The sequence below is a fragment of the Chryseobacterium gossypii genome, from assembly GCF_041361455.1.
In the GTDB taxonomy this organism is placed as follows: Bacteria; Bacteroidota; Bacteroidia; order Flavobacteriales; family Weeksellaceae; genus Chryseobacterium; species Chryseobacterium gossypii.
In genome coordinates this window covers 41,790-65,561 of sequence record NZ_JBGCUR010000002.1, presented here as the reverse complement: position 1 = coordinate 65,561, position 23,772 = coordinate 41,790, and the positions used below count along the sequence as shown (strand labels likewise).

Here is a 23,772-nt window from a genome sequence, read left to right as displayed (position 1 = left end):
GAACGAAATATACAAGGATAAATGGGTTTTCATTTATCCTTTTTTCTTTGCACTTTATTAAAGGGTGGCTGATAGATTTTAAATAGTCAGAACATTTTTAATTTTTTAATGAGAATTATTTATTATATTTAATTTTCTATTACCAAAATATTAAACTATGGATCTATTTGCGTTAGTACCTATTTTTGGTGTCGTGGCCTTGCTTTACACTTTTCTTCAGAGCAACTGGGTGAGCAGGCAGGATGCCGGAAATGAAAAAATGAAAATTATCAGCGGACACATTGCTGACGGTGCTATGGCTTTCTTAAAGGCCGAGTACAGGATTTTAACCTATTTCGTAGTGATTGTAGCTGTTTTGCTGGCGGTGATGGGAATGAGCAACCCGAACTCCCATTGGAGCATCGGAATCGCTTTTGTTGTAGGCGCTATTTTTTCCGCTTCAGCAGGCTTTATAGGTATGAAAATTGCCACAAAAGCCAATGTACGGACAGCGGAAGCCGCAAAAACCTCACTTTCAAGGGCCCTTAAGGTTTCATTTACCGGTGGATCCGTGATGGGAATGGGGGTAGCAGGACTGGCTGTTTTGGGGTTAGGAGCCCTCTTTTTAATTATCAGACAGATCTTTGCTCCGGATTCAACCGTAGATTCCCACGAAATGGAAAGAACCATTGAAATCCTGACAGGCTTTTCATTAGGTGCCGAGTCTATAGCCCTTTTTGCCAGGGTTGGCGGCGGGATTTATACGAAGGCTGCCGATGTAGGAGCGGACCTGGTGGGTAAAGTGGAAGCGGGCATTCCGGAGGATGATCCCAGAAATCCGGCAACAATTGCCGATAATGTAGGGGATAATGTAGGAGATGTAGCCGGGATGGGCGCTGACCTGTTCGGATCTTACGTAGCTACGGTTCTGGCCACTATGGTGTTGGGAAGAGAGACTATTTCCGATGACTCTTTCGGAGGCTTTGCGCCTATTCTTTTACCAATGCTGATTGCCGGAACAGGGATCATTTTTTCAATCATAGGGACCTTTTTTGTCAGAATCAATGACAACGAAGACTCATCCACTTCGAGTGTTCAAAATGCTTTAAACCTGGGGAACTGGGGCAGTATTGTAATCACGGCCATAGCGTCATATTTTTTGGTAACCTACCTTTTACCGGAAACCATGGTCCTAAGAGGACATGAATTCTCTAAAATGGGTGTTTTCGGATCTATTATGGTAGGATTGGTAGTAGGCACCTTAATGAGCATCATTACAGAATATTATACGGCAATGGGCAAGAGACCTGTTTCAAGTATTGTTAGGCAATCTTCTACAGGGCATGCCACGAACATTATCGGGGGGCTTTCCGTAGGTATGGAATCCACCTTATTGCCGATTATCGTGTTAGCAGGTGGAATCTATGGATCTTACCTGTGTGCGGGGCTGTACGGAGTTGCTATCGCTGCTGCGGGGATGATGGCCACTACGGCAATGCAATTGGCTATTGATGCCTTCGGACCGATCGCGGATAACGCGGGAGGAATTGCAGAAATGAGTGAATTACCGAAAGAAGTGCGTGAGAAAACAGATATTTTAGACGCTGTAGGCAATACTACCGCTGCAACGGGAAAAGGCTTTGCCATTGCTTCTGCCGCCTTAACGGCTTTAGCATTATTTGCCGCCTTCGTGGGGATTGCAGGCATCGACGGGATCGATATTTACAGGGCTGATGTCCTAGCCGGACTGTTCATAGGAGGTATGATCCCGTTCATATTTTCTTCTCTGGCCATCACTGCGGTTGGCCAGGCTGCTATGGCTATGGTGGAAGAAGTAAGACGGCAGTTCCGTGAAATACCGGGAATTTTAGAAGGGAAAGGTGTACCTGAATATGAAAAATGTGTTGCGATCTCCACGGATGCCTCCATAAGAAAAATGATGCTTCCGGGAGCGATTGCCATTATTTCACCCCTCCTGATCGGGTTTATTTTCGGGCCGGAAGTGCTTGGAGGCTTTCTGGCAGGCGCCACGGTGAGTGGTGTTTTGATGGGGATGTTCCAGAACAATGCCGGAGGAGCATGGGACAATGCCAAGAAATCTTTCGAGAAAGGAGTTGATATCAACGGGCAGACCTATTACAAAGGTTCAGATCCCCATAAAGCTTCTGTAACAGGAGATACGGTAGGAGATCCGTTTAAAGATACTTCGGGGCCTTCCATGAATATCCTGATCAAGCTGATGTCTATTGTTTCATTAGTAATCGCTCCTACACTGGCGGTTCTCCATAAGGACAAAATTGAAGCGAACAGAAAGGCAAAGATAGAAAGCCTTACAGGTGCATCAGCGACTTATTCTACGCAAAGCAATGAAGACCTGGCAGCAGTTCTTATTACAAAAGAAGTAAAAGGTCATCTGAATGAAAACGGAGATTTTGTATATGACACAGGGAATATGCAGGAAATAAAACTTAAAGGAGGCAAGACCATTTCCATGGGAGATGGAAGCCAACTATATCAGATGTATAACGCGATCAAAAAGAAGGACCAGATTCTCCTGGACCCGAATAACTGGTATACTATAGAAAACCTTTATTTCCAGTCCGGATCGAGTGATCTGAAACCCGGATCGGAAGCGCAGCTTAACAATCTCGCAGAAATTATGAAAGCTTATCCCGATCTCAGGATTAAACTGGGAGGCTATACGGATAATACGGGTAATGAAGAGAGTAACCGTAAGCTTTCTAACTTAAGAGCCCAGACAGCGAAACTTAAATTGCTGGAGATGGGCATAACGGGAGACAGGGTGGAAGCAGAAGGCTATGGCTCCCAGTATCCGGTCTGTGAAGCCAACGACACAGATGAATGTAAAGCGAAAAACAGGAGGATCGATGTCAGGGTCCTTGCATTATAAATAAATATACAGCACCGCAAAGCGGTGCTTTTTTATTACAGGTTTTTCTTTAGATGTTCCAGAGCCTGAATGATGACTTCATCTTTTTTGGCAAAACTGAACCGGATATAATCAGAATCCTGTCTGGAATTATAAAAGGCTGACAACGGCAGGCAGGAAACCTTTTTTTCGGTGGTGAGCCACCTTGAGAATTCTACATCACTCATGGTCTTGGAAACGTTTCTGAAATTGACCACCTGAAAAACACTTCCCTGGCTTTTATGCTCAACCTGCAGGGGAGTTTCCGTAATCAATTCGTTAAAAATATCTCTTTTAGCCTGCATCAGTCTTTGATTCAGGGCAGGATCGAAAACTTCCAGGTACTTAGCCACGGCATATTGAGCCGGCGCATTGGCACTATAGGAAATATATTGCTGATGGCATCTGAACCTTGCCGTAAGATCTTCCGGAGCTAATAAGTAGCTTATCTTCCAGCCCGTACAATGAAACATCTTACCGAATGAAAAAATGCAAAAGGTCCTTTTTCTTAATTCCGGGTGAAGGAATGAGCTGTAATGCTCAAGCCCGTCATAATAATAGGTATCGTAGATTTCCTCAGATACCAGATAAATTTCCCGGTTTTTGACGAGTTCATATAGCTGGTCCCAGTCTGATTGCATCCATAATTTCCCCGTAGGGTTCTGAGGGGAATTAACAATGATGGCTCGTGTTTTCGGCGAAATGCAATTTTGCAGTTTTTCCCAGTTTATGGCAAAATCCTTATCGAGATCATAATAGACGGGTTTTCCTCCGTTCATTACAATGGAGGGCCCGTAGGTATAGTAAGAAGGCTGTATCACAATAACCTCATCCCCCTGATTTAAAATGGATTTCAGTGAAGTATATAAAGCAAAGGTTGCACATGGTACAATACTTATCTCCTCTTTTTTAAGGATGATGCTGTTTTTTCTCCTGGAATTGTACTTAATGATATTTTCTATCAACAGGGGATTTCCTGCCAGGGGTTCATAATGGTGATTGCCTGAATCCACGGATTCTTTCAGATAATATTTTAGCCGCTCATCTATATCGAAATCCGGTAACCCGAGAGACAGGTCGAAGCTATTATGCTTCGAGGCAAGCTCAGACATTTCGGTAAAAAAAGAATAATGTGTAAACCCGTAAATTTTTTCCATCAGCAGGCATTTATATCAAATATATGAAAAATAACAATTTCTTAATAATTAAATAATTTTTGTTACTTTTAAACAAATTATCCGAAAAAATGAGAAAATTACTTATTCCACTATTTTCTGTTGCCATATTGACAGCCTGTGGAACAGCCGGGATTACTGAAAAAGGAATGGTCCGGACTGGAACAGCTGAAATAAAAGGCAATAAAGCTTTTTTATCCGCCTATAAGAAGATCGATGCCAATGATCTGAAGAAAAACCTCTATGTCATCGCTTCTGACGAGATGGAGGGAAGGGATACCGGCAGCCCGGGACAGAAAAAAGCAGGAGAGTATATCGTAAATTATTATAAAAGCCTTGGCATTTCCTACCCACAAGCTTTGGGCTCGTACTATCAGAAAGTACCGGCTGACTTTATGAAGCAGAGGGGTGGCGGCAATCTTCCCGACTCAGAAAATATCCTGGCATTCATTGAAGGTACCGAAAAACCCGATGAAATTGTTGTGGTCTCTGCCCATTATGATCATGTAGGCATGAAGAATGGTGTGGTCTATAACGGAGCGGATGATGACGGAAGCGGAACGGTTGCCGTAATGGAGATTGCAAAGGCATTTCAACATGCTAAAAAAAACGGAAACGGGCCCAAAAGATCAGTTTTGTTTCTCCATGTGACGGGAGAAGAGCATGGATTGTTTGGCTCGGAATATTATACGGACCATCCTGTATTTCCACTGGTCAATACGGTTGTAGATCTGAATATAGACATGATCGGCCGGGACGATCCTGAAAACAGGGGCAAAAACTATGTCTATGTGATAGGATCCGATATGCTGAGCTCTCAATTGAAACAGATCAACGAAGCGGCAAATAAAAAAACCAATAATCTGGAGCTGAATTATAAGTATGATGATCCCAACGATCCTGACAGGCTGTATTACAGATCGGATCATTATAATTTTGCCAAGAATAACATCCCCGTAGCTTTTTTCTTTGACGGAATCCATGAGGATTATCATAAGCCTACTGATGATGTGGAAAAGATCGACTACTCCTTACTGGAGAAACGGGTTCAGCTCATCTTCACAACAGCCTGGGATATTGCAAACAGGCCGGACAGGATTGTAGTTGACCGTAAACAGTAATAGTTTTATAAACAGCAGCCTGTAGTAAATTCTATGGGCTTTTTAATGATATTTAAAATGAAGCAGAACTTACGATCAATCAGACCTTTCATAGGAGCAGAAAACTTTGAGATCAGCAGACGCTTTTACAAAGATTTGGGATTTGAAGAAGCTATTTTGGAACCGAGACTTTCATTATTCAGTAAGAATGAAATTTCATTCTATCTGCAGGATGCCTATATAAAAGACTGGGCAGACAATACCATGATTTTTGCAGAAGTTGAAGATACGGACAAATTCTGGCAGGAGCTCGTTTCCCTTGATCTTCCCCTGAAATATGAAAAGGTAAGGCTCACGCCGGTAAGAACAATGCCCTGGGGAAAAGAATGTTTTGTGCATGATCCTTCGGGTATCCTCTGGCATTTCGGAGAATTTTCAAAAAAGTAAATTGTGTTATTATTGCAGTATCTTATTCTGACATTTAAAAATGGATTTTTGTAAAAATATAGGTAAACTGATAAATGTCATGACTTATATTATTTTTATTAAGTCTAAATAAATATAAATTTGTCTTGTCAAAATCAATATTGAATAAGATCTAAAAAAACACATATCCAATCATATCCATATCAATTTTTGTTTTTTTTAACCGATAAGAGAACTTATCGGTTTTTTGAATGTGGTGGTCTTTTCATTTTGGCTACATTATAATCCGTTTTGGCAACTTGATATTTTCTCTTAAATCAGACCTTTGTCCTGTAATTTAAACAATAAAAAATGAGAACAATTTTCATAACCGGTGCTTCAACAGGCTTAGGGAAGGCTACCGCAAAACTATTTCAAAGCCAGGGATGGAGTGTAATTGCCACCATGCGAAATCCGGAATCAGAAACTGAACTTACGAAATTAGAGAATGTAACCGTATTGCCTTTGGATGTTACCAACCTGGAGCAGATACAGTCGGCAGCCGCAAAAGCACTTGAAATCAGTGATATTGACGTGGTCTTCAACAATGCGGGATATGGCCTGATAGGTCCTCTGGAAGCTTTGACTGATGATCAGATATTAAGACAGCTGGATACCAATTTGCTGGGAGTGATCCGTGTCACAAAAGCTTTTATTCCTTATTTCCGGGAAAAAAGAAAAGGAATGTTCATCACGACTACTTCCATCGGAGGACTGATCGCCTTTCCTTTAAGCTCAACCTATCATGCTACAAAATGGGCTTTGGAAGGTTGGAGCGAAAGTTTGGCATTTGAGCTTAATAAACTTGGGATTGATGTGAAGACTGTCTCTCCGGGAGGCATCAAAACAGACTTCATAAGCCGCTCTCTGGATACGGGAACCCATCCGGAATATGAATCCATGATGAATACCATGTTTTCCAATACGGATCATATGATGGACGGTGCCTCGGAAGCCGGACTTATTGCCGGAGTGGTATATGAAGCGGCCACAGATGGGAAAAACCAGCTGAGATATATTGCCGGTGAAGATGCAAAAGCCTTGTATGCGCAGCGTCTGGAACTGGGAGCTGAAGCTTTCAGAAAAGAATTTGGAAAACAATTTATTTAGTCATACTTATTCAGGCAGTACAGCTGTTAGTTGTACTGCTTTTTCAAAATCAATATCTTTATATCATGGAAAAGAAAGAAAATGTTCCTTTTAAGATTTCCTCCATATCGGATCTGCATAATATTCTGCATGTTCCTAAACCTCTTCACCCCCTGATCAGCCTGATCGATAATACCCAGATGAAAGTGAATAAAGAAATGCTGAGCAGAAATTTTATTCTGAATTTTTATAAGATCTCCTATAAGTATTCTGAAAACGGCAAAATAGGATATGGTCAGGGCTATTATGATTTCAATGAAGGCGGAATGATGTTTACTGCTCCCAACCAGATATTGTCCACTGAAGAGAATGCTGAATACTACGGATACACATTGCTTATCCATCCTGACTTTTTCAGAACCTATCCTCTGGCCAAGACAATCAGAAAATACGGTTTCTTTTCTTACGATACCAATGAAGCCCTGCACTTGTCTGAAAAAGAGAAAAACATTATTGTAGGCCTTTTGAATAATATCCGCGATGAGCTTAATACTCCCATTGATGAGATCAGCCAGGATGTGATCATTTCTTACATTGAGGTTTTACTCAATTATAGCAACCGTTTCTATAAAAGACAGTTCATTACCAGAAAAATAGTAAACAATGATCTGCTTACCAGGATGGAACATCTGCTGGACGAATATTTCAATAAACAGGAGACTTTGACGAAGGGGCTTCCTACCGTAGAGTTCCTGGCTTCGCAACTCAATCTGTCCTCCCATTATTTAAGCGATATGTTGAGAAGTCTTACAGGACAGAACGCTCAGCAGCATATTCATGAAAAACTGATCGAAAAGGCTAAAGAATATCTTACCACCACTGATTTTTCCGTCTCAGAAGTGGCCTACCATTTAGGGTTTGAGCATTCACAATCCTTTAACAAGCTCTTTAAAAAGAAAACAAGCCTGACTCCTTTGAATTTTAAGCAATTGTTTAATTAATTGGAGGCACAGTGAGAATATGATTGCTCAAAAAGGACTGATCTATTCCTTTATAATTTCTGCTGAAAAGTATTGATAAAATAAATTATACAGACTTGTCTAAACAAAAAGATATCCATACCTTTGCTACATGAATACGGCAACAGCAAAAGAGAGGATTTTAGAAACAGCTTCAGAATTGTTCTTTAATCAGGGATACAGTCAGACAGGTATCAATCAGATTATTGAAGAATCCAAAATAGCAAAAGGCTCGTTATACTACAATTTCAAGTCTAAAACGGATGTATTGACAAGCTATTTAAAGATGTCTGAAGAAACCATTTTTCAGTATTTTGAAGATGGTTTAAGCACTGAAAAAGACAGCAAAAGTAAACTTTTGAAGCTGGTTGATCTCCGTTTTGATCTTCTTCGTAAAGGAAGATATAAAGGATGCCGGTTCGCAAGGATAGTATCTGAAATAAGTGAAGAAGAAGAGGCTGTAGTGCTACCCGTTGTCCGTCATTTTAAAAACAGATTTCATTCCCTTATAAAAGGATTGACGGCACAATTAAAGGAAAATGAAACGGAACGAGCCGAGCTTGCGGATGCCATTTATCTTTTAATGGAAGGTGCATCAACACAGGCTTCTATTTTTAAAGATGATGCCGCTTTTGTTCAGACCCGGAAAATCATATCATCAATGATATAAAAAATTTGCTGATAAATTATACAGACCGGTCTAATCAATTGTTCGTGAACCCAAAGGTTATTAATTAAAATGATAAAAATCTCTAGAACCTAAATTAAGTTTTTAAATATGATAACAAGCAACGTAGTAAAACCTGACTTCAGTGAGCTAGGTAATATCGAAAAAGTCCTTTATTTCTTTAATAATGTATGGAGCTCTCCTTATGATATAGACCTGATAGACCAGCTTATGTCAGAAGATTTTGAGATAACCACAGCCGGCAATTTAATAAGCGGAAGGGATGAATTTAAAAAGTGGGTATCTCAATTTTTAAAATATGTGGAAAACTCTCATTTAGAAACATTAGACGCTTTTGAGAGCGCCTGTGGTACAAAGGTAGTTGTGCGGTGGAAGTTAACAGGTCTGAATAATGGAATATTAGGATTAACCCCAAATAAAGAACCCATTGAATTTACAGGAACTGCAATATGGCTCATCAGAGATGGTAAATTGGCACATAACTGGGTAGAAAGAAACTCTTTTGAAGTTTATCAGAGGCACTATCAAGGTGCGCTGAACCCATGATTATGGAATGCAGATAAGAGAGCAGAATTACCCAATATTTGAACTCGCTTTCAATAGTGTGGTAGGAGCATACCCAAACTGTTTTTTAAAGGCAAAAGAAAAGTGGGACAGGTTTTCAAACCCTACCTCGTAGCAGACGTCAATAGGCTTCTTCTTTTTCTCGGCGAGCTGGTAATGTGCCAGTTCCAGTCGCTTCCGGGTAAGCCAGCGTTGCGGGGTGATATTAAAGGTTTTCTTAAAGTCCCGCTTAAAGGTGGTCAGGCTTCTGCCTGTCAGATAACTGAATTTCTCTATGGATAAGTTAAACATAAAGTTCTTTTCCATATAGTCTGCCAGGTTGATTTTCCCGGGCTCTTCAAAGTTGGCAAGCACATCGTCTATCTCACTGTCAATGCTTCTGAGGATGCTTATGGCTTCCACAATCTTAATCGAGGCAATATCTTCAGGGAGTCCATCCATATCGAAATATGGGATCAATGAGGACATACAGCTTTCCAAAAGGGGATGATTGCTGAAACAAAGTATTTTCTGTGGCCTCCCTGTTTTTGGGGCAATGTTACGGTTGGCATAAAAACTTTTGAGCCTTTCAACAGACAGATGCATGACAACGGTTCTATGAGGCTGGCCGTCTTTCGGATAATTAATGATCGTAGCCAGCTGGTTTCTTGGAATCAGGAAAATGTCTCCTTTTTTGAAATAATAGGTGGCATCGGCCTGGATAATTTTTGTTTCGCCTGAAATGAACCATATCAGCATATGCTGGTCAAACATTATATCCGATTTGAAGAACTTGTCCTCATAACTGGAGAGCTTTATATCTTTTGTGATATATTTTGCCGTATATTCCATTGGCTTGTATTATTTCTGGTACAAAGATAAAAAACAAATGCTGTTTTGTTTAAAAGTCCATTGGGATGATCAGGAAGAGACGCAAAACTTCCTGATCATTCTGCTAATGGCATTTTTCTTTTCCGGTGGTGACTACCTTTTAGATGCAGGGGAGCTTTATCATAGCTCCTTCCCGGATGGTAACTTTTAAAGAAATTTCCGTCATCTGTTCTGCTGATTAACCGATGTGGAATGTAATTCCGGTCATGGCTTCGCTTAACTCCCATAATTTTTTAGCCGAGACTTCATCTAAAGAATAAGATTTCACGCCCGGCGACATTGGAGCTTCATCTGCAAGGCCGGCAACTTCCACATCTTCACAATATATCCCTCCGATATGGTTGAGTTGGGGATTTGTAGCACACCAGACCGTAGTGGCGGCTCCCTGGGGAATGGTTTTAAGTGCTGCGGCAACCTCGGGCAGAAGGTCCCCGTTCTCATCACAGAAGCCTAGCTGCTGAAAAATCTCCGGTGAGGCTTCCCTGCCAAGCTCTGTGCCTCCGATAGACCCGGGATTCAGAGAATAGGCTCTTACATTTGATGACCGGCCACGATGATCCAGCTCAAGGGAGAAAAGGTTAACCGCTGTTTTTGATTGGCCATAACCCAGTAATGTCTCATATTCCCGGTTTAAAAAATTGGGGTCCTCAAAATCGAAAGGAGCAAACTGGTGTCCCTGTGAAGATACATTTACAACCCTTGCTCCGTTGGCTTTCTGAAGGGCAGGCCATAGCTTTGCGGTAAGCTGGAACTGGGCCAGATAATTGGTCGCCAATTGGGATTCATATCCCCGGTTATCCCTGCGAAGGGGAACCCACATAATACCCGCATTATTGATCAGCATATGCAAAGGTCTTCCCGAAGCAAGAAAATTTTCAGCAAAAGTATTGATTGAAGAAGGATCCATCAGATCCATTTGTTCGATTTCCACACGGGCAATTCCCTGAAGGTTCCTTCTTGCCTTCTCAATATCCCGTGCAGGTACAATAACCGTGGCACCTGCCGTGGCAAGTACTTTGGTGGTCTCCAGGCCAATACCCGTATTTCCGCCGGTTACGATGGCAATTTTTCCTGTCAGATCAATACCCTTGATCACGTCACTTGCCGTTGAGGCGGCATGGAAGCCCGAACCGATTGGTCGTTGCAGAGCTCCCTGATAATTATTCTGTTCCATTCTTAAATTATTTATTGAAACAAAGATAGGAGACCGCAGAAATAGAAACTTTGTTTAAAAGACCGGATTTACTTTGCTTAAAAGGCCGTTTGTTCTTTAAAATATGTGGCAGGACAATATCAGATGTAAGAGCGGTTGGCAGGAATACAGGTTACACTATGTTTAAACAGGAACTCTGCAATAACTTATGTTTTAAAATTTAATATCACTGCCAAGGTATCTCAGTAAATGTGCAGCGCATTGTGAAGCGAAAAAATGATCACAATTGCTAAATAAAACCACCCCCCATTTCTTTTCTGCATCAAATTCACAATAAGCTCTTGTATCTCCATTATTGCCTGTATGAAAGTATTTCATAGAACCGTTATTAAATACATAAGGAAATGTAAGAGAGCGGTGAAGACCATTTTCCGCAGCAGGCATGGCTGTTTGTACAGCAAGGCATTCCTGTGATAATTTACTGTTATCCATGAGCTTAAGCATAAATCTGGCATAATCATAAGCGTTGGTATGAAGACTCCCTGCGGAACCAAACCAATCTGCAGGCCCCTGAGGTCCATTGTCAGTAGGTAATCCTTTTGCGTGGGAGTATACTTTTAGCCGGGAAAGACTTTTTTTTCCAGATAAAGTTCATGGAGTGCATTCCTAATGGCCTTGCAACTTCCTTTTGAAACAGAGCGTTTAATCCCTTATCATCAGTTTTAAGAATATGCATAAGTACTCTGGCCAGATACTGGTAACCTTCACCGGAATAGCCATAACGTGTACCGGGTGGAAATAAAAATAGTAGCTTTTCCTCGGAAGACTCCCTCCAGTTAGGGAAGCCCGATGCATGGCAAAGTATCATCCGCGCTGTTAAGGATTCGTAATTTTTTCCCGGTTCGATATCATTTTCCTTATAATATTGATATAGAGGTTTGTCTATATCAATTATTCCCTTTTCTGCTAGCGTCATGACAAAATAGGCAAAAACAGGTTTAGAAAGAGAACAGGCTTCAAAAATATTATACTTGTTCACTTTTTCCTTGGTTACCAAATTTTTTACTCCTATATTCTCAGCAAATATTATCTCATGGTCATTAATAATGGCAATTGAAATTGCCGGAATTTTAAGTGAATCCATTTCTTTTGCCATAAACTTTTCCAGGCTGTCAATCTTTATTTTTCTGCCGTCTAAACCTTCCAGAGTATTAAGTTTTGAATGGAACCCTATATTTTTGCGGTTGCCACAGGAAACAGCCAGTAAAAAAAATAGTGAGAAGTAACAATATTTTAATAAAAATTTCATCTTTTAATTGATTTTATGGGCTTCAGAGAGATCACCGTTCGCTTTCCAGATTTGGATCATTTGTGGCTTATCTTCCGGATAATAAATTTTCAAAGATTTTTCAGAAACCAAAAACAGGTTTTCTCCAACCGGTGTCAGGTCATATAGCTCGGAATTGATTTGTATAAATAATTTCTCTCCTTCACGGGTAACGGCAAGATATTTACCTTCCCAATCAAATGTACCGGTATAGCGTCTGAGGGTAGCTGAGTTTATTTTTATCGGAGTAAAAAACTCTGGCTGCATATATTCCCAGTTATATTCTTTTGCAACAGTTCTTTGTAAATAATCGAATAAATCCTGGGTATTTTCACCATTGGTCATCACAATAAGGGCCTGTTCATTAGTCACAGATCCGAAAATAAAAGAGGTAAAACCATTAATGTGCCCTGTATGTCTGAATACAATATCATTTTTCCAATTCCAAAGCGGAAAAGCAAGTTTATCAACATCCTGTCCCTTATTGAAAACGTGTTGAGTCATATTTTCTGATAAGATCAGGTTTGTTCCTTTTTTATAATCCTTTATCAGGGCAATGATAAATTTTCCCAAATCGTCAGGAGTAGTCCAGATTCCGCCGGCCGCCTCAAAAGGATATATTTTATAGGGAAATGGCTTTAGATTGGAAGAGTAGCCGGTTGCCTTATACGGGAACAGTTTCGGAGGAATAGGTTGGCTGAAGGATGTCCTATGCATATTTAAAGGGGTAAAGATATACTGGCCGGCAACATCAGCGAAGGCTTTACCGGTAACATCTTCTATTGCCTTTTGTACAATAAGATATCCTGTATTGGAATATTTAAAGGTCTTTCCGGGTTCATTGATAAAAAGAAACCCCTTGTCAACCGATGGTTTTTCTCCTTTAAGCATTTGGGTTAAAGAAGGTATGGAATCTTCAGGTGAATATTCGGACCAGTTTTTTCTGTCCAGGCCGGCGGTATGACTTAATAAATATAGCAGGCTTACCTTTTTATTCCGGGTGGCATCGTTTTCCGGTATTTGCCAGCCTGATAACCAATTGTTGATATTCTCATCCAGTCCCAGCTTTCCTTCTTCACACAGTTTTAATGCTATAATAGCGGTGATGGGCTTGCTTGATGAAGCTCCGGCAAATACAGTTTCAGAATCTACTTTAATTTTTTTGGAAATATCCGCATACCCATAGTTAGCATACCAAGCTATTTTCTCTTTGTCCACAAATATCATCCTCATGCCCGGAATATTATCCCGGGACATGATCTCTGAAATAGAATGCTTTTCTGTTTGTTCCTTAATAGAATAAAAAGGCAAAAGGCTCTTCTAAATATTTTTCAGGTGAGACCAATCAGTTTTGTCTGAAGCAAATTCCCTGACAGGAATTTTATTTTGGGCAAGAGCTTTTTGGATACAGACAATTAAAGATATTAAGATGGCAATATATTTCACTCCGGTAATTTTAAATAAAACAACCCATTGCAGGGATATATTACATGAAGAAATATGCTTATGGTAGCTGTAACGACGATATTTAATGACAGAAACCGGGTGAGAATTTGGAGTAATAGCTTTGTCAGCGGAGAAAAGGATTGCTGACAGGTTTTAAAGTAGCCCCACCAGGAATCGAACCTGGATCAAAAGTTTAGGAAACTTCTATTCTATCCATTGAACTATGGGGCCGTTTGGGGCAGCAAAGTTATTTATTTTAATAAAACAAGTCAAATAAAAATACAATTTTATTGCAGATGAATATATATTTATGACTAAGCTATCTTTCAATGGCGTTCAAAATAAATTCAATCCTGTTTTCAGGGGTATCAAAGGGAACTTCAATCAGTTCGTAACCATACTTTGAATACGTGCTTTTCATCATATTATAGGTTTCGACAGCTTCTTTCCAGCTTTGTTTTCTTTCATGATCTGTCTCATAAATTTCTTTCCAGGGAGGAAGGATGAAAACTTTTGGATTATACAGACATGCAGCTGCCATATCATTCATATCATCGGAAATATCCATCCCAATGATATGGGCATAGCAAAACGCATCCAAGATTCCACGGTCGAAGAAAACAAGATCTTTGCATTCTGAAGCTGATCTGAAACTTTCCGCCGAAGCTTTCAGCATCAGTTGCGTATATAATTCTTTGTTTTTCCATGGCAGCGCCTCACCGTTTGACCGTATCTGTTCCTTGATTATTTCCCGGGCATTCTCACCGATGGTTCTGTATCCTGCTTTTGCCAGGCCATTGATCAGGGTGGTTTTGCCAACTCCCGGCCCTCCGGTGATCACGTAAAAATTATAGTGTCGTATCATGAATTGTAGTGGGATATAAAAGAATCCGTTCTTTAGGAACGGATCCAGTAGATAAAACATCTCATTTTTTTAATTAGACAACAATAAAAAAGCATAGCCGACAATGCTATGCTTAAATTTTTATAAATTTAATTGCGATTTCAAAACTGAAAAAAGCAAAATATGTTTCCACCTCAGTTATAATTACAAAGTAAAAATAGAAAAAAAAACAATACAAAATATAAACTGAATGTTAAAATTCACAGGTTTTCCACATTTTTTTGTGGATAAGCCCCGCTAGTTTTCTTTCATATATTGTAATATGAGATTGTTTAAAATTTCTTTTTCTTCGGCATTGCCTTTATCATCCATATGCCCGTGCATGATGTTTGTAGGCTGTACAACAATATTGTATTTTCTCTGTTCTTCAGAGGTAGGCAAGACCCCTTCATCTGCGGGATAATCACTGGAACGTAATGTGTAGACCTTTGGCCTTGACGTCCTGGGAAGGTACATCCTTCGGTTATCCAGGGTAATGATTTTATAGGTCAGCTGCGGATAGGTGCAGGCAAATAAAGCTGTCATATCTCCGCCGTTGGAATGCCCGATCAGAGTCAGATGTTTATAGTCGAGCTCCGGATTACTTTTCTTCAGTTCGTTCAGTACAAATAAAATATTTTGTGCTCCCCGTTTCCAGAAAGGCATTCTTACCACCTGAGGCTTTCCGTTAACAGGGATCAGGTCATCTGTGGAAAGCTCATGCTGGATGCTGACTACAAAATATCCTTTTGATGCCAGGTTTTCAGTCAGGTAAGAATACATCAGATAATCGCCGCCTTTATTTTCTCCGTAACCGTGGCTGAAAATCACGATCTGTTGTCCGGGCATTTTTATGTCCGGATGATAGAATGCCACAGGGATTTTACGGTTTCTCGCCTTATCGAACATGCTTAACGTATCCCGTTTTATCTTGTAGTTACGGTTTAAGTTGCCGGTTTGTTTTGTAGCGCAACTGAACAGGAGTAGAGGAATCAGAAAAAAGAGTGCTTTGAATTTCATGGTCCGACGTGAGTAATGATTTGATTTAGTTATAAAAATAAAAACTTTTTCGTTTTGGTCCGGCAGATGATTACGGAAAAAGCTTTTTCCTATTCTGATCGCTTGTAGCTAAAAAAATTAGAGAGCCATTCCGGCCCTCTGTTTAGATTTAGTTCTCCAGCTTTTCTTTGATATATTTTGCGGTATGGGAATTTTTATTTTTAATCAATTCTTCGGGAGTTCCGGTAAAAACAACCTCTCCACCGTGTTTCCCGGCCTCCGGTCCGATATCGATAATATAATCGGCACACTTGATGATATCCGGCTGGTGCTCGATCACGATCACAGAGTGTCCCAGGTCAATCAGCGCCTGCAGGGATTTCAGGAGTTTCCGGATGTCATGAAAGTGCAATCCGGTGGAAGGCTCATCGAAGATGAATAATGTTTTCTCGGTTGTCACTCCTTTTACCAGGAAGGAGGCCAGCTTTACCCGTTGCGCCTCACCACCAGAAAGGGTAGAGGAGCTTTGTCCCAGCTGTAAATATCCCAGGCCAACTTCCTGTAACGGCTTCAATTTAGTTACAATTTTTTCCTCCTTATTATCTCTGAAAAACTCCAAAGCCTCATCCACAGTCATATGAAGAATATCGGAAATATTTTTTTCATCATATTTCACTTCAAGGATCTCATTTTTAAAACGGGTCCCTTTGCAGACTTCACACTCCAGCTCAATATCGGCCATAAACTGCATGGAGACATTGATCACTCCTTCACCTTTACATTCGTCACATCTTCCGCCATCTACATTAAAAGAGAAATGTTTCGGTTTATAACCCATCATTTTGGCCATTTTCTGCTTGGCAAATAGGTCTCTGATGTCATCATATGCTTTCAGATAGGTTACCGGATTGGATCGGGAAGACTTTCCGATCGGGTTCTGATCGATCAGCTCAATATGTTTGATCAGTTTTTTAGGAAATTCCACGGAGTCATAATCGCCCTTTTTGCCACCCATTCCCAGCTGGATCTGGATATCGTTGGTAAGGATCTCTTTCATTAGGGTGGATTTACCGCTTCCTGAAACTCCGGAGATCACGACCAGGTTTTCCAGTGGTATATCCACGTCAATATTTTTCAGATTATTCTGTCGGGCTCCTTTGATATGGATCCATTCCCTGGCTTTTCTCCGTTTTGCGGGAACCTCAATTTCCAGCCTTCCGGTGAGGTATTTTGAAGTAAGTGTATCCGCATCTCTTAGATCATCATAATTTCCTGCAAAAACCAGCTCTCCGCCGAGATATCCGGCTTCCGGGCCAATGTCAATGATATAATCCGCTGCTCTCATTACGTCCTCGTCATGCTCAACAACAATTACCGTGTTTCCTAAGTCCCTGAGGTTTTTTAAAACTTCAATTAAATTTTCGGTATCTCTGGAATGCAGACCGATAGACGGCTCATCCAGAATGTAGATGGAACCTACCAGCGAGCTCCCCAGGCTCGTTGCCAGATTGATTCTCTGGCTTTCACCGCCGGATAGCGTATTGGATGTTCTGTTCAGGGTAAGATATCCCAAACCTACTTTCAGCAGGAATTCAAGACGGGTGGTGATCTCATATAGCAGCCTTTTGGCCACTTCCCGGTCGTGTTCCGAAAGCTTTAGGCCTTTTATCAACGGGAAGAGCTCATCCAGAGGAAGCTCAATCATAGACTGGATATTATGCCCGTCGATTTTCACCCAGCTTGTTTCTTCACGCAGCCTTAAACCTTCACAGGTAGGGCAGAGCGTTTTTCCACGGTAACGGGAAAGCATAACGCGGTACTGGATCTTGTATAAGTTTTCTTCAAGCATCCTGAAGAAATTATTGATGGACGGGAAGCTATTGCTGCCGTCACCTTTCCAAAGGAAATTTTTCTGCTCCTTTGTAAGCTGATGGTAGGGCTTATGGATGGGGAAGTCCCCGGCTTTTTTGATGAACGCTTTTTTCCATTCGCTCATACTTTCCCCTTTCCAGGACACCACGGCATCCTCATAAACGGATAAGGCTTTGTTTGGGACCACCAGATCTTCATCAATCCCGATTACCTTTCCGTATCCTTCACAGGTGGGGCAGGCACCATACGGATTATTAAAGCTAAAAAAATGAACATTGGGCTCAAGAAATTCAATTCCGTCAAGCTCAAATTTATTGGAAAACTCTTTTATTTTTCCCGTGTTTGTATTTTTAAGGGAGCAGTATCCTCTTCCTTCGTAAAAAGCCATTTGAATGGAATCCGCCAGTCGCTGAAGGAAGTTTTCATCATCTTCATAAGAAAAGCGGTCGATTACAAGGTTGATAGTCATCCCTTTTTCAGGGGTGAATCCGAAGCTTTCAAGATCTTCTATTCCTGCTACATTTCCGTTGATCTCAAGCCTTGTAAACCCGGCCAGTTTCAGTACATTCAATGTTTCACCGAAATTTGCCGGATCAAATTCCAACGGCGCGGTCAACAGGAAAGGAGTATCTTTTTCAGATGATCTGATAAAATCTACCACATCAGAAACCGAATCTTTCTTCACTTCTTCTCCCGAGACCGGGGAAAAGGTCTTCCCGATTCTGGCAAACAGCAGTTTCAGGTAATCATAGATCTCTGTGGAAGTTCCTACGGTAGAACGGGGATTGGAAGATATCACCTTCTGCTGGATGGCAATTGACGGGGCCAGCCCTTTAATATCATCCACTTTGGGCTTTTCAAGTTTTCCCAAAAATTGACGCGCATAGGAGCTGAGGCTCTCGACATATCTTCTCTGTCCCTCTGCATAGATGGTGTCAAAAGCCAGCGAAGATTTCCCGCTACCCGAGACTCCGGTAATAACAATCAGTTTGTTTTTAGGGATCAGAACATCTATATGTTTCAGGTTGTTAAGATGTGCATTTTTAACAAAAACCTGTTTTTTTATATCTATTTCGGTAGTTGAAGCCATAGTAAAATTAAGACTAACAAAATTACGAATTTTTGGCGGATTATTTTTCGAAATTGATATTTCATTATTGATTGAAAAAATACTTAAACAATATACCGGAATGGCTTATGTATATAGAGTTGACCGTTAAACATATACAGGCTAAAATTGTAATGGCATAATCTGTAATGATTTGAATCTGAGAATCTGATTACTTTAAGTATATTTTTTTCAGTTTGCTATTGTTTTGTATTTTGAAAATATCTAAAATTGCACTCATAAATATGTAATTTAGGATGATAAAGTTATTCAGAGATCTGGTTACACATTTAATGAGAAAAAGATAATCTAACTACTTCCCAAAAAGATGCAGAAACCCTGCATCTTTTTTTATGACAACTATCATTTGCGGGTTTTGATTAACTCCAGTACTTTTGGTTTTCAAAAAATAACTTCAATTACCATAGACGGATAAATTACAGGACATGATCAAAAAAATTGGAAGTGTTTTTTTCATCGGGTCTCTGCTTCTCATGCAAGCCCAGGAAAGAGCAACTGATATTGAAACCATAGAAATTCAGGGAAAGCTTATTTCCACACCATATAAAAGCGCCAATCAGAATATTACCGTCATTACCCGGGAGGAAATTGAAAACTCCCCGGCCAAAAGTATCGATGAGATTCTTCAGCAGATTCCGGGAATGGATATCAGAAGAAGGGGAGCAAATGGGGTGCAGAGCGATATAGGCTTCCGGGGCAGTTCTTTCGAGCAGGTTTTATTGCTCCTTAACGGGATCCGGATGAACGACTCGCAGACGGGTCATAATTCTATGAACCTTCCGGTAGATCTGGACGATGTGGAAAGGATAGAAGTGATCAAAGGGCCTGCTGCAAGAAGATTCGGGCAAAATGCCTATGCAGGGGTCATCAATGTCATTACCAGAATAAACCCGGGAAAAAGGGTAAAGATCAATGCTGAAGCAGGAGATTATGAGACCTATGGACTGGGGATGAATGCCCAGCTGGGAGGTGAGAAATTTTCAAATGCACTTCAGGCTAATTCATCGGCTTCACAAGGATACATGCATAATACGGATTATGAGATCAGAAATGTTTTTTATCAGGGTAAGCTAAATATCCGGGACGGAAATATCAGATTGCAGGCCGGTTTTTCAGAAAAGAAGTTTGGGGCCAATGGCTTTTATTCTTCTCCGGCTGCTACGGAACAATATGAAGAAATCCAGGCTTCCGTCATTAGCCTGGCCCATCAGCAAACATTCGGGAAGCTGAAACTGAATTCCGACATATACTGGAGAAGAGGACAGGATATGTACCTGTTTAACAGGGAAAAGCCCGAAATTTACAGGAACATGCACATCGGAAATAATATCGGCGGTGAGATCAACTCCAGCTACCAGTGGGGATTAGGAACAACAGGCTTGGGAATTGAGCTGAGAAAGGAATTTCTGGCAAGTAATAATTTAGGTGACAGAAACCGTTTTGTATCGCAGGTTTTCTTTGAGCATCATTTTTCATTACTGGATAAGAAATTGAATATTTCCCCGGGGATTTCCTGGGCCAATTATTCCAAGGAAGGGAATTTTTTCTATCCCGGGCTGGATATAGGATATAATTTTGATCCGGGCAATAAAATTTACGGGAATATTTCCAGGGTTCACAGGGTCCCTACCTTCACAGACCTTTACTATTCAAGCAAAACTGAACAGGGAAATGCAGACCTGGTTCCTGAGAATGCCGTATCCGCCGAAATAGGGTACCAGTTCCAGAACAGGAGTCTTTTAGCCAAAGTCAGCGGTTTTTTAAGAAATTCAAATAATGCTATCGACTGGGTGAAAAAATCACTGGAAGATCCGGTATGGTATGCCCAAAATGTGGGTAAAATAGATACGCGGGGTATTGAGATCGAGGTAAACCACAGTATTTTTAAATGGCTGAAATACTCAGTCGGATATACTTACCTGGATACTTCCTTTGAAAAATCAGATGAATTTGTTTCCAGGTATGTTCTTGATAACCTGAAACACCAGTTCATTACCAAGCTTGAAACCAAATTCTTGCAGAATTTCACAAATGAGCTTGTTTACAGATACAATGAAAGGGTGAACCTGGGAAGCTATAATCTGCTGGACGAAAAAATAAGCTTTGTGCAGAAGGATTTTTCGGTATATGTCCTGATAAATAATATCACCAATACCAGATACACAGAAACATTTGGGGTAAGGATGCCGCAAAGGTGGTTCCATATAGGGTTCTCTTATAATATCAATATTAAGTAAATGTTAAGGAAGATATTAAGTAAAGTTAATATTAAGGATTTGTTAAATAATTTACATTTGCAAAAATTTTTTTATGAAGCTTTTTTTCAGTCTGAGTCTGCTGCTAAGTATTACGTTTTTTAAAGCCCAGGAACATATTTCCAGCTTCAATGCAATAACACTCACCTATAAGTTTCATCCCAAATTTTTCCTTTATGCCGAAGGACAGCTGAGAGGCAATGAAGAATATTCTTACCCTGATTACTATGAAATAAAAGGCGGACTTGGCTATAATCTCACCAAGAACCATAAGCCTTTTATCGGCCTCGGCAGATATGTCAATTATAAGAATCATGATCTGAGTAAAGAAGAGTTCAGGGTCTGGTTGCAGGATGTGATCGACCTTAAGAAAGGTATTGTAAAGTTTGAAAACCGTTTCAGAGTGGAAAAAAGCTGGTTTTATGAGCCTAATATTGATAAAACCTCTCAAAGAATGCGTTACCGTTACCGCCTGAACATTACAGTTCCGTTGAATTCCAAAACGGTGGAGCCGGGGACCATTTTTGCCAATACCTATGATGAGATCTTTTTTGTAACGCCTATGAAGCCTACTTTTGCAAGAAACAGGATATATGGAGGCTTCGGATACCAGATAGATGATTATTTCGGAATTGTAACAGGCTACCTGTGGCAAAGAGAATTTGAAGCATCAGGAAACAGAAACCTTCACTTTGTATATCTTGCCCTGAATATCAATATTGACGGAACAGGGCATCATACCAAAACATATGATTTCCCGGGCGCCGATTAGAAGGCTTTATCATCCAGACCGGACTGGAAATCAAGCAGATCTTTTTTACAATCAAGGTATGATTTATTGATGATCTCCTGATACTGTTTTACCACGGTGAATACTGAATCCACCTCTCTTTGAATGTAATGGTCATTATTAAAATAAATATACTCTGAATTTACAAATTCCTGAAGGGCGGATATATTATCTTCTGTCAGAAATTCCCTGTACCCCGAAACTTCAAGAAAATGGCTGATCTTTTGTTTGAACGGCTTTTCTTCCCTTAATAAGGTAGCCCTGTGTTTACGGATCTCTTCAAAAGGAAGTGTAACGGTCATAAATTGCAGGCAGTTGATAAATTCATTGATGGAGCTCTGAAATTCATCGAACTCTTTGTCCAATACGGTGAATTTCCTGTATTTATTCAGCAGGGTTTCCTTGTGTTCCCGGCCGGCTTTATGATAATAATAACGGAAAATGTCCTTATCATTACCGGCAAGCTCCAACTTTACTTTCTCCAATTCTTTTTCAAGCCCGGGAATCAGATTCTTAGCTTCCTTCACCTTATAAAGTGCTCCGTCATATTTGAATGTTTTAATTAATTTAGGATTGGCAACCAGGTACTGGAGCGTTTGAAGGTCATTTTCAATACCTGCCATTTCGTAGACCAGAGAAACTTTTTGGTCGCTGAAAAAATCCCCGGCATGAACAGGGGAGGGTTCTGCCAGTATGGCTTCAATATCTTCCAGAACGGGATTATGTCTTTCATAATAGCCGTTGAAGTCTCTGCTCAGACTTTGATAAGGATGCTTTTCATGATAAAGCTGCACAAATTTTTCATCATCAATGATCTCGCCCGAATTTTTAATTTCATACCAATCCAGGAATTTTAGAGTCATTGATTCACAGATCTGATCAAACCCGCGGATGATATTCCTCGCGAGCTCATGATTTTCCGGTTTGTTTTTGGTTTCATTCTTCCGGATCATTTCGATTCTTTTGCTGATATCAGGATGGGATGCCCACTGATCTTCAATTTCGATCCTGGATTTGTTATACCGGGTAAGGTCTTCTACATCCACCTTAGGAAGATCGTTTACGTATGGATGATTATTTCTTTCACTGAAGATCCTCATCAATGATGTCTGATTTTTATAAAGATTTTGCGGCACATATTCCTGTTCGCTTTCAGTATAAAAATTAAAAGAGCTGTTTAATGCGGCATCACTTAATTCTATTCTCAGTAGCGAGGAAATCTGTTCCCCGGGATTGGTGACATAGGTGGAAATGGCATCAGCGTGATATTCCATTTCTCTCTGCAGCGAGGCATGATTTTTAAAAAGAAAGCTGGAAACACCCTTCAATACGTATTGAAAGATGCTGATAACCCCCATTGAGATCATGCCGACAAATTTAAATACTACATAACCGGAGCCGTTTAAAATAAATTCTTCGTATCCTTTATTATTGTAAACTGTTTCAAAAATGATCTTTTCGGCCTGGCTAACATATCCGCCGATTTTCATGCTTCTTTGGGAAAAATGTCCGAATTCATGTGCCAGGATCGTCTTTAGCTCACCTATACTTGTCGAATTGATCAGGCCTGTCCCGATCGTAAGGTTTTTCTTTACCGGTAAAAACATACTCCAGAAAACGGAGTTATAGCTTACACTGGCGTTTACATCCGGTGAAAGGAATACCTTTTTTGGAGCCTGCACCCTGGTTTCGGCAACAATCTCATCAATGATCCTGAAAAGCTCCGGCTGATGGCCACGGGTGACTTCTATTAAATGTCTGGTGGAATGCCTGCTCTTCCTGAAAATAAATTTCACTAAAAAAATAAATACAAAAATACCGATGCTGAATAACCCGAGAGCGGCAATGATGCTTATATAGGTCACCTTGATACTTAAAATCATCACCGCTCCATAGCCTAACATAAAAATCAGCAGAAGTGAAATTAAGATCAATATAAGATAGATGATAAAGAATACGGATACGGATATAATGGCTGAAGTCAGCTTAGATTTATAAGCTGAAGAAATTTTGGGAAGGTTATTAGTCATGTGTTTTTTT

General features: G+C 40.4%; 19 protein-coding genes, 1 tRNA gene and 1 pseudogene. 10 read left to right on the top strand and 11 right to left on the bottom strand.

Features of this window, described 5'->3' with window-relative positions; all coding sequences use genetic code 11:
* The first annotated feature begins 157 nt into the window (after nucleotides 1–157).
* Nucleotides 158–2,890 carry a sodium-translocating pyrophosphatase gene (locus ABMQ40_RS02630; protein ID WP_370896254.1) on the top strand — a complete coding sequence of 911 codons (2,733 nt, stop codon included), beginning with the start codon at nucleotides 158–160 and terminating at the stop codon, nucleotides 2,888–2,890.
* A gap of 35 nt (nucleotides 2,891–2,925) precedes the next feature.
* Here ABMQ40_RS02630 and ABMQ40_RS02625 read toward each other — a convergent pair whose 3' ends face one another.
* Nucleotides 2,926–4,065, bottom strand: coding sequence for an aminotransferase class I/II-fold pyridoxal phosphate-dependent enzyme (locus tag ABMQ40_RS02625; RefSeq protein WP_370896252.1), 1,140 nt, complete (start codon nucleotides 4,063–4,065; stop codon nucleotides 2,926–2,928).
* Between the two features lie 89 nt (nucleotides 4,066–4,154).
* On the opposite strand from ABMQ40_RS02625, the gene ABMQ40_RS02620 reads away from it, so the two are divergent.
* The 6 genes from ABMQ40_RS02620 (at nucleotide 4,155) to ABMQ40_RS02595 (ending at nucleotide 8,990) form a co-directional block, all read left to right on the top strand.
* Nucleotides 4,155–5,204, top strand: coding sequence for a M28 family metallopeptidase (locus tag ABMQ40_RS02620; protein ID WP_370896250.1), 1,050 nt, complete (start codon nucleotides 4,155–4,157; stop codon nucleotides 5,202–5,204).
* A gap of 57 nt (nucleotides 5,205–5,261) precedes the next feature.
* Nucleotides 5,262–5,630: a VOC family protein gene (locus tag ABMQ40_RS02615; RefSeq protein ID WP_370896248.1), complete on the top strand. Its 369-nt coding sequence runs from the start codon at nucleotides 5,262–5,264 to the stop codon at nucleotides 5,628–5,630.
* Between the two features lie 330 nt (nucleotides 5,631–5,960).
* Nucleotides 5,961–6,758 (top strand): SDR family oxidoreductase, encoded by a 798-nt coding sequence (locus ABMQ40_RS02610; RefSeq protein WP_370896246.1) that lies wholly within the window; start codon nucleotides 5,961–5,963, stop codon nucleotides 6,756–6,758.
* A 65-nt stretch (nucleotides 6,759–6,823) separates the two neighbouring features.
* The gene (locus tag ABMQ40_RS02605; protein ID WP_370896244.1) at nucleotides 6,824–7,738 is read left to right on the top strand and encodes a helix-turn-helix domain-containing protein; all 915 of its coding nucleotides are present in this window, start codon (nucleotides 6,824–6,826) and stop codon (nucleotides 7,736–7,738) included.
* 130 nt (nucleotides 7,739–7,868) lie between these two features.
* Nucleotides 7,869–8,426, top strand: coding sequence for a TetR/AcrR family transcriptional regulator (locus tag ABMQ40_RS02600; protein WP_370896242.1), 558 nt, complete (start codon nucleotides 7,869–7,871; stop codon nucleotides 8,424–8,426).
* A gap of 108 nt (nucleotides 8,427–8,534) precedes the next feature.
* Complete coding sequence (locus tag ABMQ40_RS02595) at nucleotides 8,535–8,990, top strand: ester cyclase (protein ID WP_370896240.1); 456 nt, start codon at nucleotides 8,535–8,537, stop codon at nucleotides 8,988–8,990.
* Nucleotides 8,991–9,017: 27 nt separating this feature from the next.
* Here the strand turns inward: ABMQ40_RS02595 and ABMQ40_RS02590 are convergent, their stop codons facing one another.
* Nucleotides 9,018–9,839: a helix-turn-helix domain-containing protein gene (locus ABMQ40_RS02590; RefSeq protein ID WP_370896238.1), complete on the bottom strand. Its 822-nt coding sequence runs from the start codon at nucleotides 9,837–9,839 to the stop codon at nucleotides 9,018–9,020.
* Nucleotides 9,840–9,876: 37 nt separating this feature from the next.
* Here ABMQ40_RS02590 and ABMQ40_RS02585 point away from each other — a divergent pair, with 37 nt between their 5' ends.
* Nucleotides 9,877–10,029, top strand: a complete 153-nt coding sequence (locus tag ABMQ40_RS02585) for a hypothetical protein (protein WP_370896236.1) — start codon at nucleotides 9,877–9,879, stop codon at nucleotides 10,027–10,029.
* A 27-nt stretch (nucleotides 10,030–10,056) separates the two neighbouring features.
* Here the strand turns inward: ABMQ40_RS02585 and ABMQ40_RS02580 are convergent, their stop codons facing one another.
* From ABMQ40_RS02580 to uvrA, 8 genes and pseudogenes are all read right to left on the bottom strand, one after another.
* Nucleotides 10,057–11,052: an SDR family NAD(P)-dependent oxidoreductase gene (locus ABMQ40_RS02580; RefSeq protein ID WP_370896234.1), complete on the bottom strand. Its 996-nt coding sequence runs from the start codon at nucleotides 11,050–11,052 to the stop codon at nucleotides 10,057–10,059.
* Between the two features lie 192 nt (nucleotides 11,053–11,244).
* Nucleotides 11,245–11,604 (bottom strand): annotated as a pseudogene (locus tag ABMQ40_RS02575) (serine hydrolase); the annotation flags it as partial.
* Nucleotides 11,605–11,614: 10 nt separating this feature from the next.
* Nucleotides 11,615–12,340 carry a serine hydrolase domain-containing protein gene (locus ABMQ40_RS02570; RefSeq protein ID WP_370896232.1) on the bottom strand — a complete coding sequence of 242 codons (726 nt, stop codon included), beginning with the start codon at nucleotides 12,338–12,340 and terminating at the stop codon, nucleotides 11,615–11,617.
* 3 nt (nucleotides 12,341–12,343) lie between these two features.
* Nucleotides 12,344–13,615, bottom strand: a complete 1,272-nt coding sequence (locus tag ABMQ40_RS02565; protein ID WP_370896476.1) for a serine hydrolase domain-containing protein — start codon at nucleotides 13,613–13,615, stop codon at nucleotides 12,344–12,346.
* Nucleotides 13,616–13,963: 348 nt separating this feature from the next.
* Nucleotides 13,964–14,035 (bottom strand) — tRNA-Arg (locus ABMQ40_RS02560).
* 88 nt (nucleotides 14,036–14,123) lie between these two features.
* Nucleotides 14,124–14,729: an AAA family ATPase gene (locus tag ABMQ40_RS02555; RefSeq protein WP_370896230.1), complete on the bottom strand. Its 606-nt coding sequence runs from the start codon at nucleotides 14,727–14,729 to the stop codon at nucleotides 14,124–14,126.
* A gap of 216 nt (nucleotides 14,730–14,945) precedes the next feature.
* Nucleotides 14,946–15,707: an alpha/beta hydrolase family protein gene (locus ABMQ40_RS02550; protein WP_370896228.1), complete on the bottom strand. Its 762-nt coding sequence runs from the start codon at nucleotides 15,705–15,707 to the stop codon at nucleotides 14,946–14,948.
* 148 nt (nucleotides 15,708–15,855) lie between these two features.
* Nucleotides 15,856–18,648 (bottom strand): excinuclease ABC subunit UvrA, encoded by a 2,793-nt coding sequence (gene uvrA, locus ABMQ40_RS02545; RefSeq protein WP_370896226.1) that lies wholly within the window; start codon nucleotides 18,646–18,648, stop codon nucleotides 15,856–15,858.
* Nucleotides 18,649–19,112: 464 nt separating this feature from the next.
* Between uvrA and ABMQ40_RS02540 the strand changes: the two genes are divergently transcribed.
* Nucleotides 19,113–20,924 carry a TonB-dependent receptor plug domain-containing protein gene (locus ABMQ40_RS02540; RefSeq protein ID WP_370896224.1) on the top strand — a complete coding sequence of 604 codons (1,812 nt, stop codon included), beginning with the start codon at nucleotides 19,113–19,115 and terminating at the stop codon, nucleotides 20,922–20,924.
* A gap of 73 nt (nucleotides 20,925–20,997) precedes the next feature.
* Nucleotides 20,998–21,714 (top strand): DUF2490 domain-containing protein, encoded by a 717-nt coding sequence (locus ABMQ40_RS02535; RefSeq protein ID WP_370896222.1) that lies wholly within the window; start codon nucleotides 20,998–21,000, stop codon nucleotides 21,712–21,714.
* On the opposite strand, the gene ABMQ40_RS02530 is transcribed toward ABMQ40_RS02535, so the two are convergent.
* Nucleotides 21,711–23,762 (bottom strand): M48 family metalloprotease, encoded by a 2,052-nt coding sequence (locus ABMQ40_RS02530; RefSeq protein WP_370896220.1) that lies wholly within the window; start codon nucleotides 23,760–23,762, stop codon nucleotides 21,711–21,713. The genes ABMQ40_RS02535 and ABMQ40_RS02530 overlap by 4 nt on opposite strands.
* Nucleotides 23,763–23,772: the final 10 nt, after the last annotated feature.

Excerpts from the sequence above, each read along its gene's own strand:
- ABMQ40_RS02630 (WP_370896254.1), top strand. The coding sequence starts at position 158 with ATGGATCTATTTGCGTTAGTACCTATTTTTGGTGTCGTGGCCTTGCTT.
- ABMQ40_RS02625 (WP_370896252.1), bottom strand. The coding sequence starts at position 4,065 with ATGGAAAAAATTTACGGGTTTACACATTATTCTTTTTTTACCGAAATG.
- ABMQ40_RS02620 (WP_370896250.1), top strand. The coding sequence starts at position 4,155 with ATGAGAAAATTACTTATTCCACTATTTTCTGTTGCCATATTGACAGCC.
- ABMQ40_RS02615 (WP_370896248.1), top strand. The coding sequence starts at position 5,262 with ATGAAGCAGAACTTACGATCAATCAGACCTTTCATAGGAGCAGAAAAC.
- ABMQ40_RS02610 (WP_370896246.1), top strand. The coding sequence starts at position 5,961 with ATGAGAACAATTTTCATAACCGGTGCTTCAACAGGCTTAGGGAAGGCT.
- ABMQ40_RS02605 (WP_370896244.1), top strand. The coding sequence starts at position 6,824 with ATGGAAAAGAAAGAAAATGTTCCTTTTAAGATTTCCTCCATATCGGAT.
- ABMQ40_RS02600 (WP_370896242.1), top strand. The coding sequence starts at position 7,869 with ATGAATACGGCAACAGCAAAAGAGAGGATTTTAGAAACAGCTTCAGAA.
- ABMQ40_RS02595 (WP_370896240.1), top strand. The coding sequence starts at position 8,535 with ATGATAACAAGCAACGTAGTAAAACCTGACTTCAGTGAGCTAGGTAAT.
- ABMQ40_RS02590 (WP_370896238.1), bottom strand. The coding sequence starts at position 9,839 with ATGGAATATACGGCAAAATATATCACAAAAGATATAAAGCTCTCCAGT.
- ABMQ40_RS02585 (WP_370896236.1), top strand. The coding sequence starts at position 9,877 with ATGCTGTTTTGTTTAAAAGTCCATTGGGATGATCAGGAAGAGACGCAA.
- ABMQ40_RS02580 (WP_370896234.1), bottom strand. The coding sequence starts at position 11,052 with ATGGAACAGAATAATTATCAGGGAGCTCTGCAACGACCAATCGGTTCG.
- ABMQ40_RS02570 (WP_370896232.1), bottom strand. The coding sequence starts at position 12,340 with ATGAAATTTTTATTAAAATATTGTTACTTCTCACTATTTTTTTTACTG.
- ABMQ40_RS02565 (WP_370896476.1), bottom strand. The coding sequence starts at position 13,615 with ATGTCCCGGGATAATATTCCGGGCATGAGGATGATATTTGTGGACAAA.
- ABMQ40_RS02555 (WP_370896230.1), bottom strand. The coding sequence starts at position 14,729 with ATGTTTTATCTACTGGATCCGTTCCTAAAGAACGGATTCTTTTATATC.
- ABMQ40_RS02550 (WP_370896228.1), bottom strand. The coding sequence starts at position 15,707 with ATGAAATTCAAAGCACTCTTTTTTCTGATTCCTCTACTCCTGTTCAGT.
- uvrA (WP_370896226.1), bottom strand. The coding sequence starts at position 18,648 with ATGGCTTCAACTACCGAAATAGATATAAAAAAACAGGTTTTTGTTAAA.
- ABMQ40_RS02540 (WP_370896224.1), top strand. The coding sequence starts at position 19,113 with ATGATCAAAAAAATTGGAAGTGTTTTTTTCATCGGGTCTCTGCTTCTC.
- ABMQ40_RS02535 (WP_370896222.1), top strand. The coding sequence starts at position 20,998 with ATGAAGCTTTTTTTCAGTCTGAGTCTGCTGCTAAGTATTACGTTTTTT.
- ABMQ40_RS02530 (WP_370896220.1), bottom strand. The coding sequence starts at position 23,762 with ATGACTAATAACCTTCCCAAAATTTCTTCAGCTTATAAATCTAAGCTG.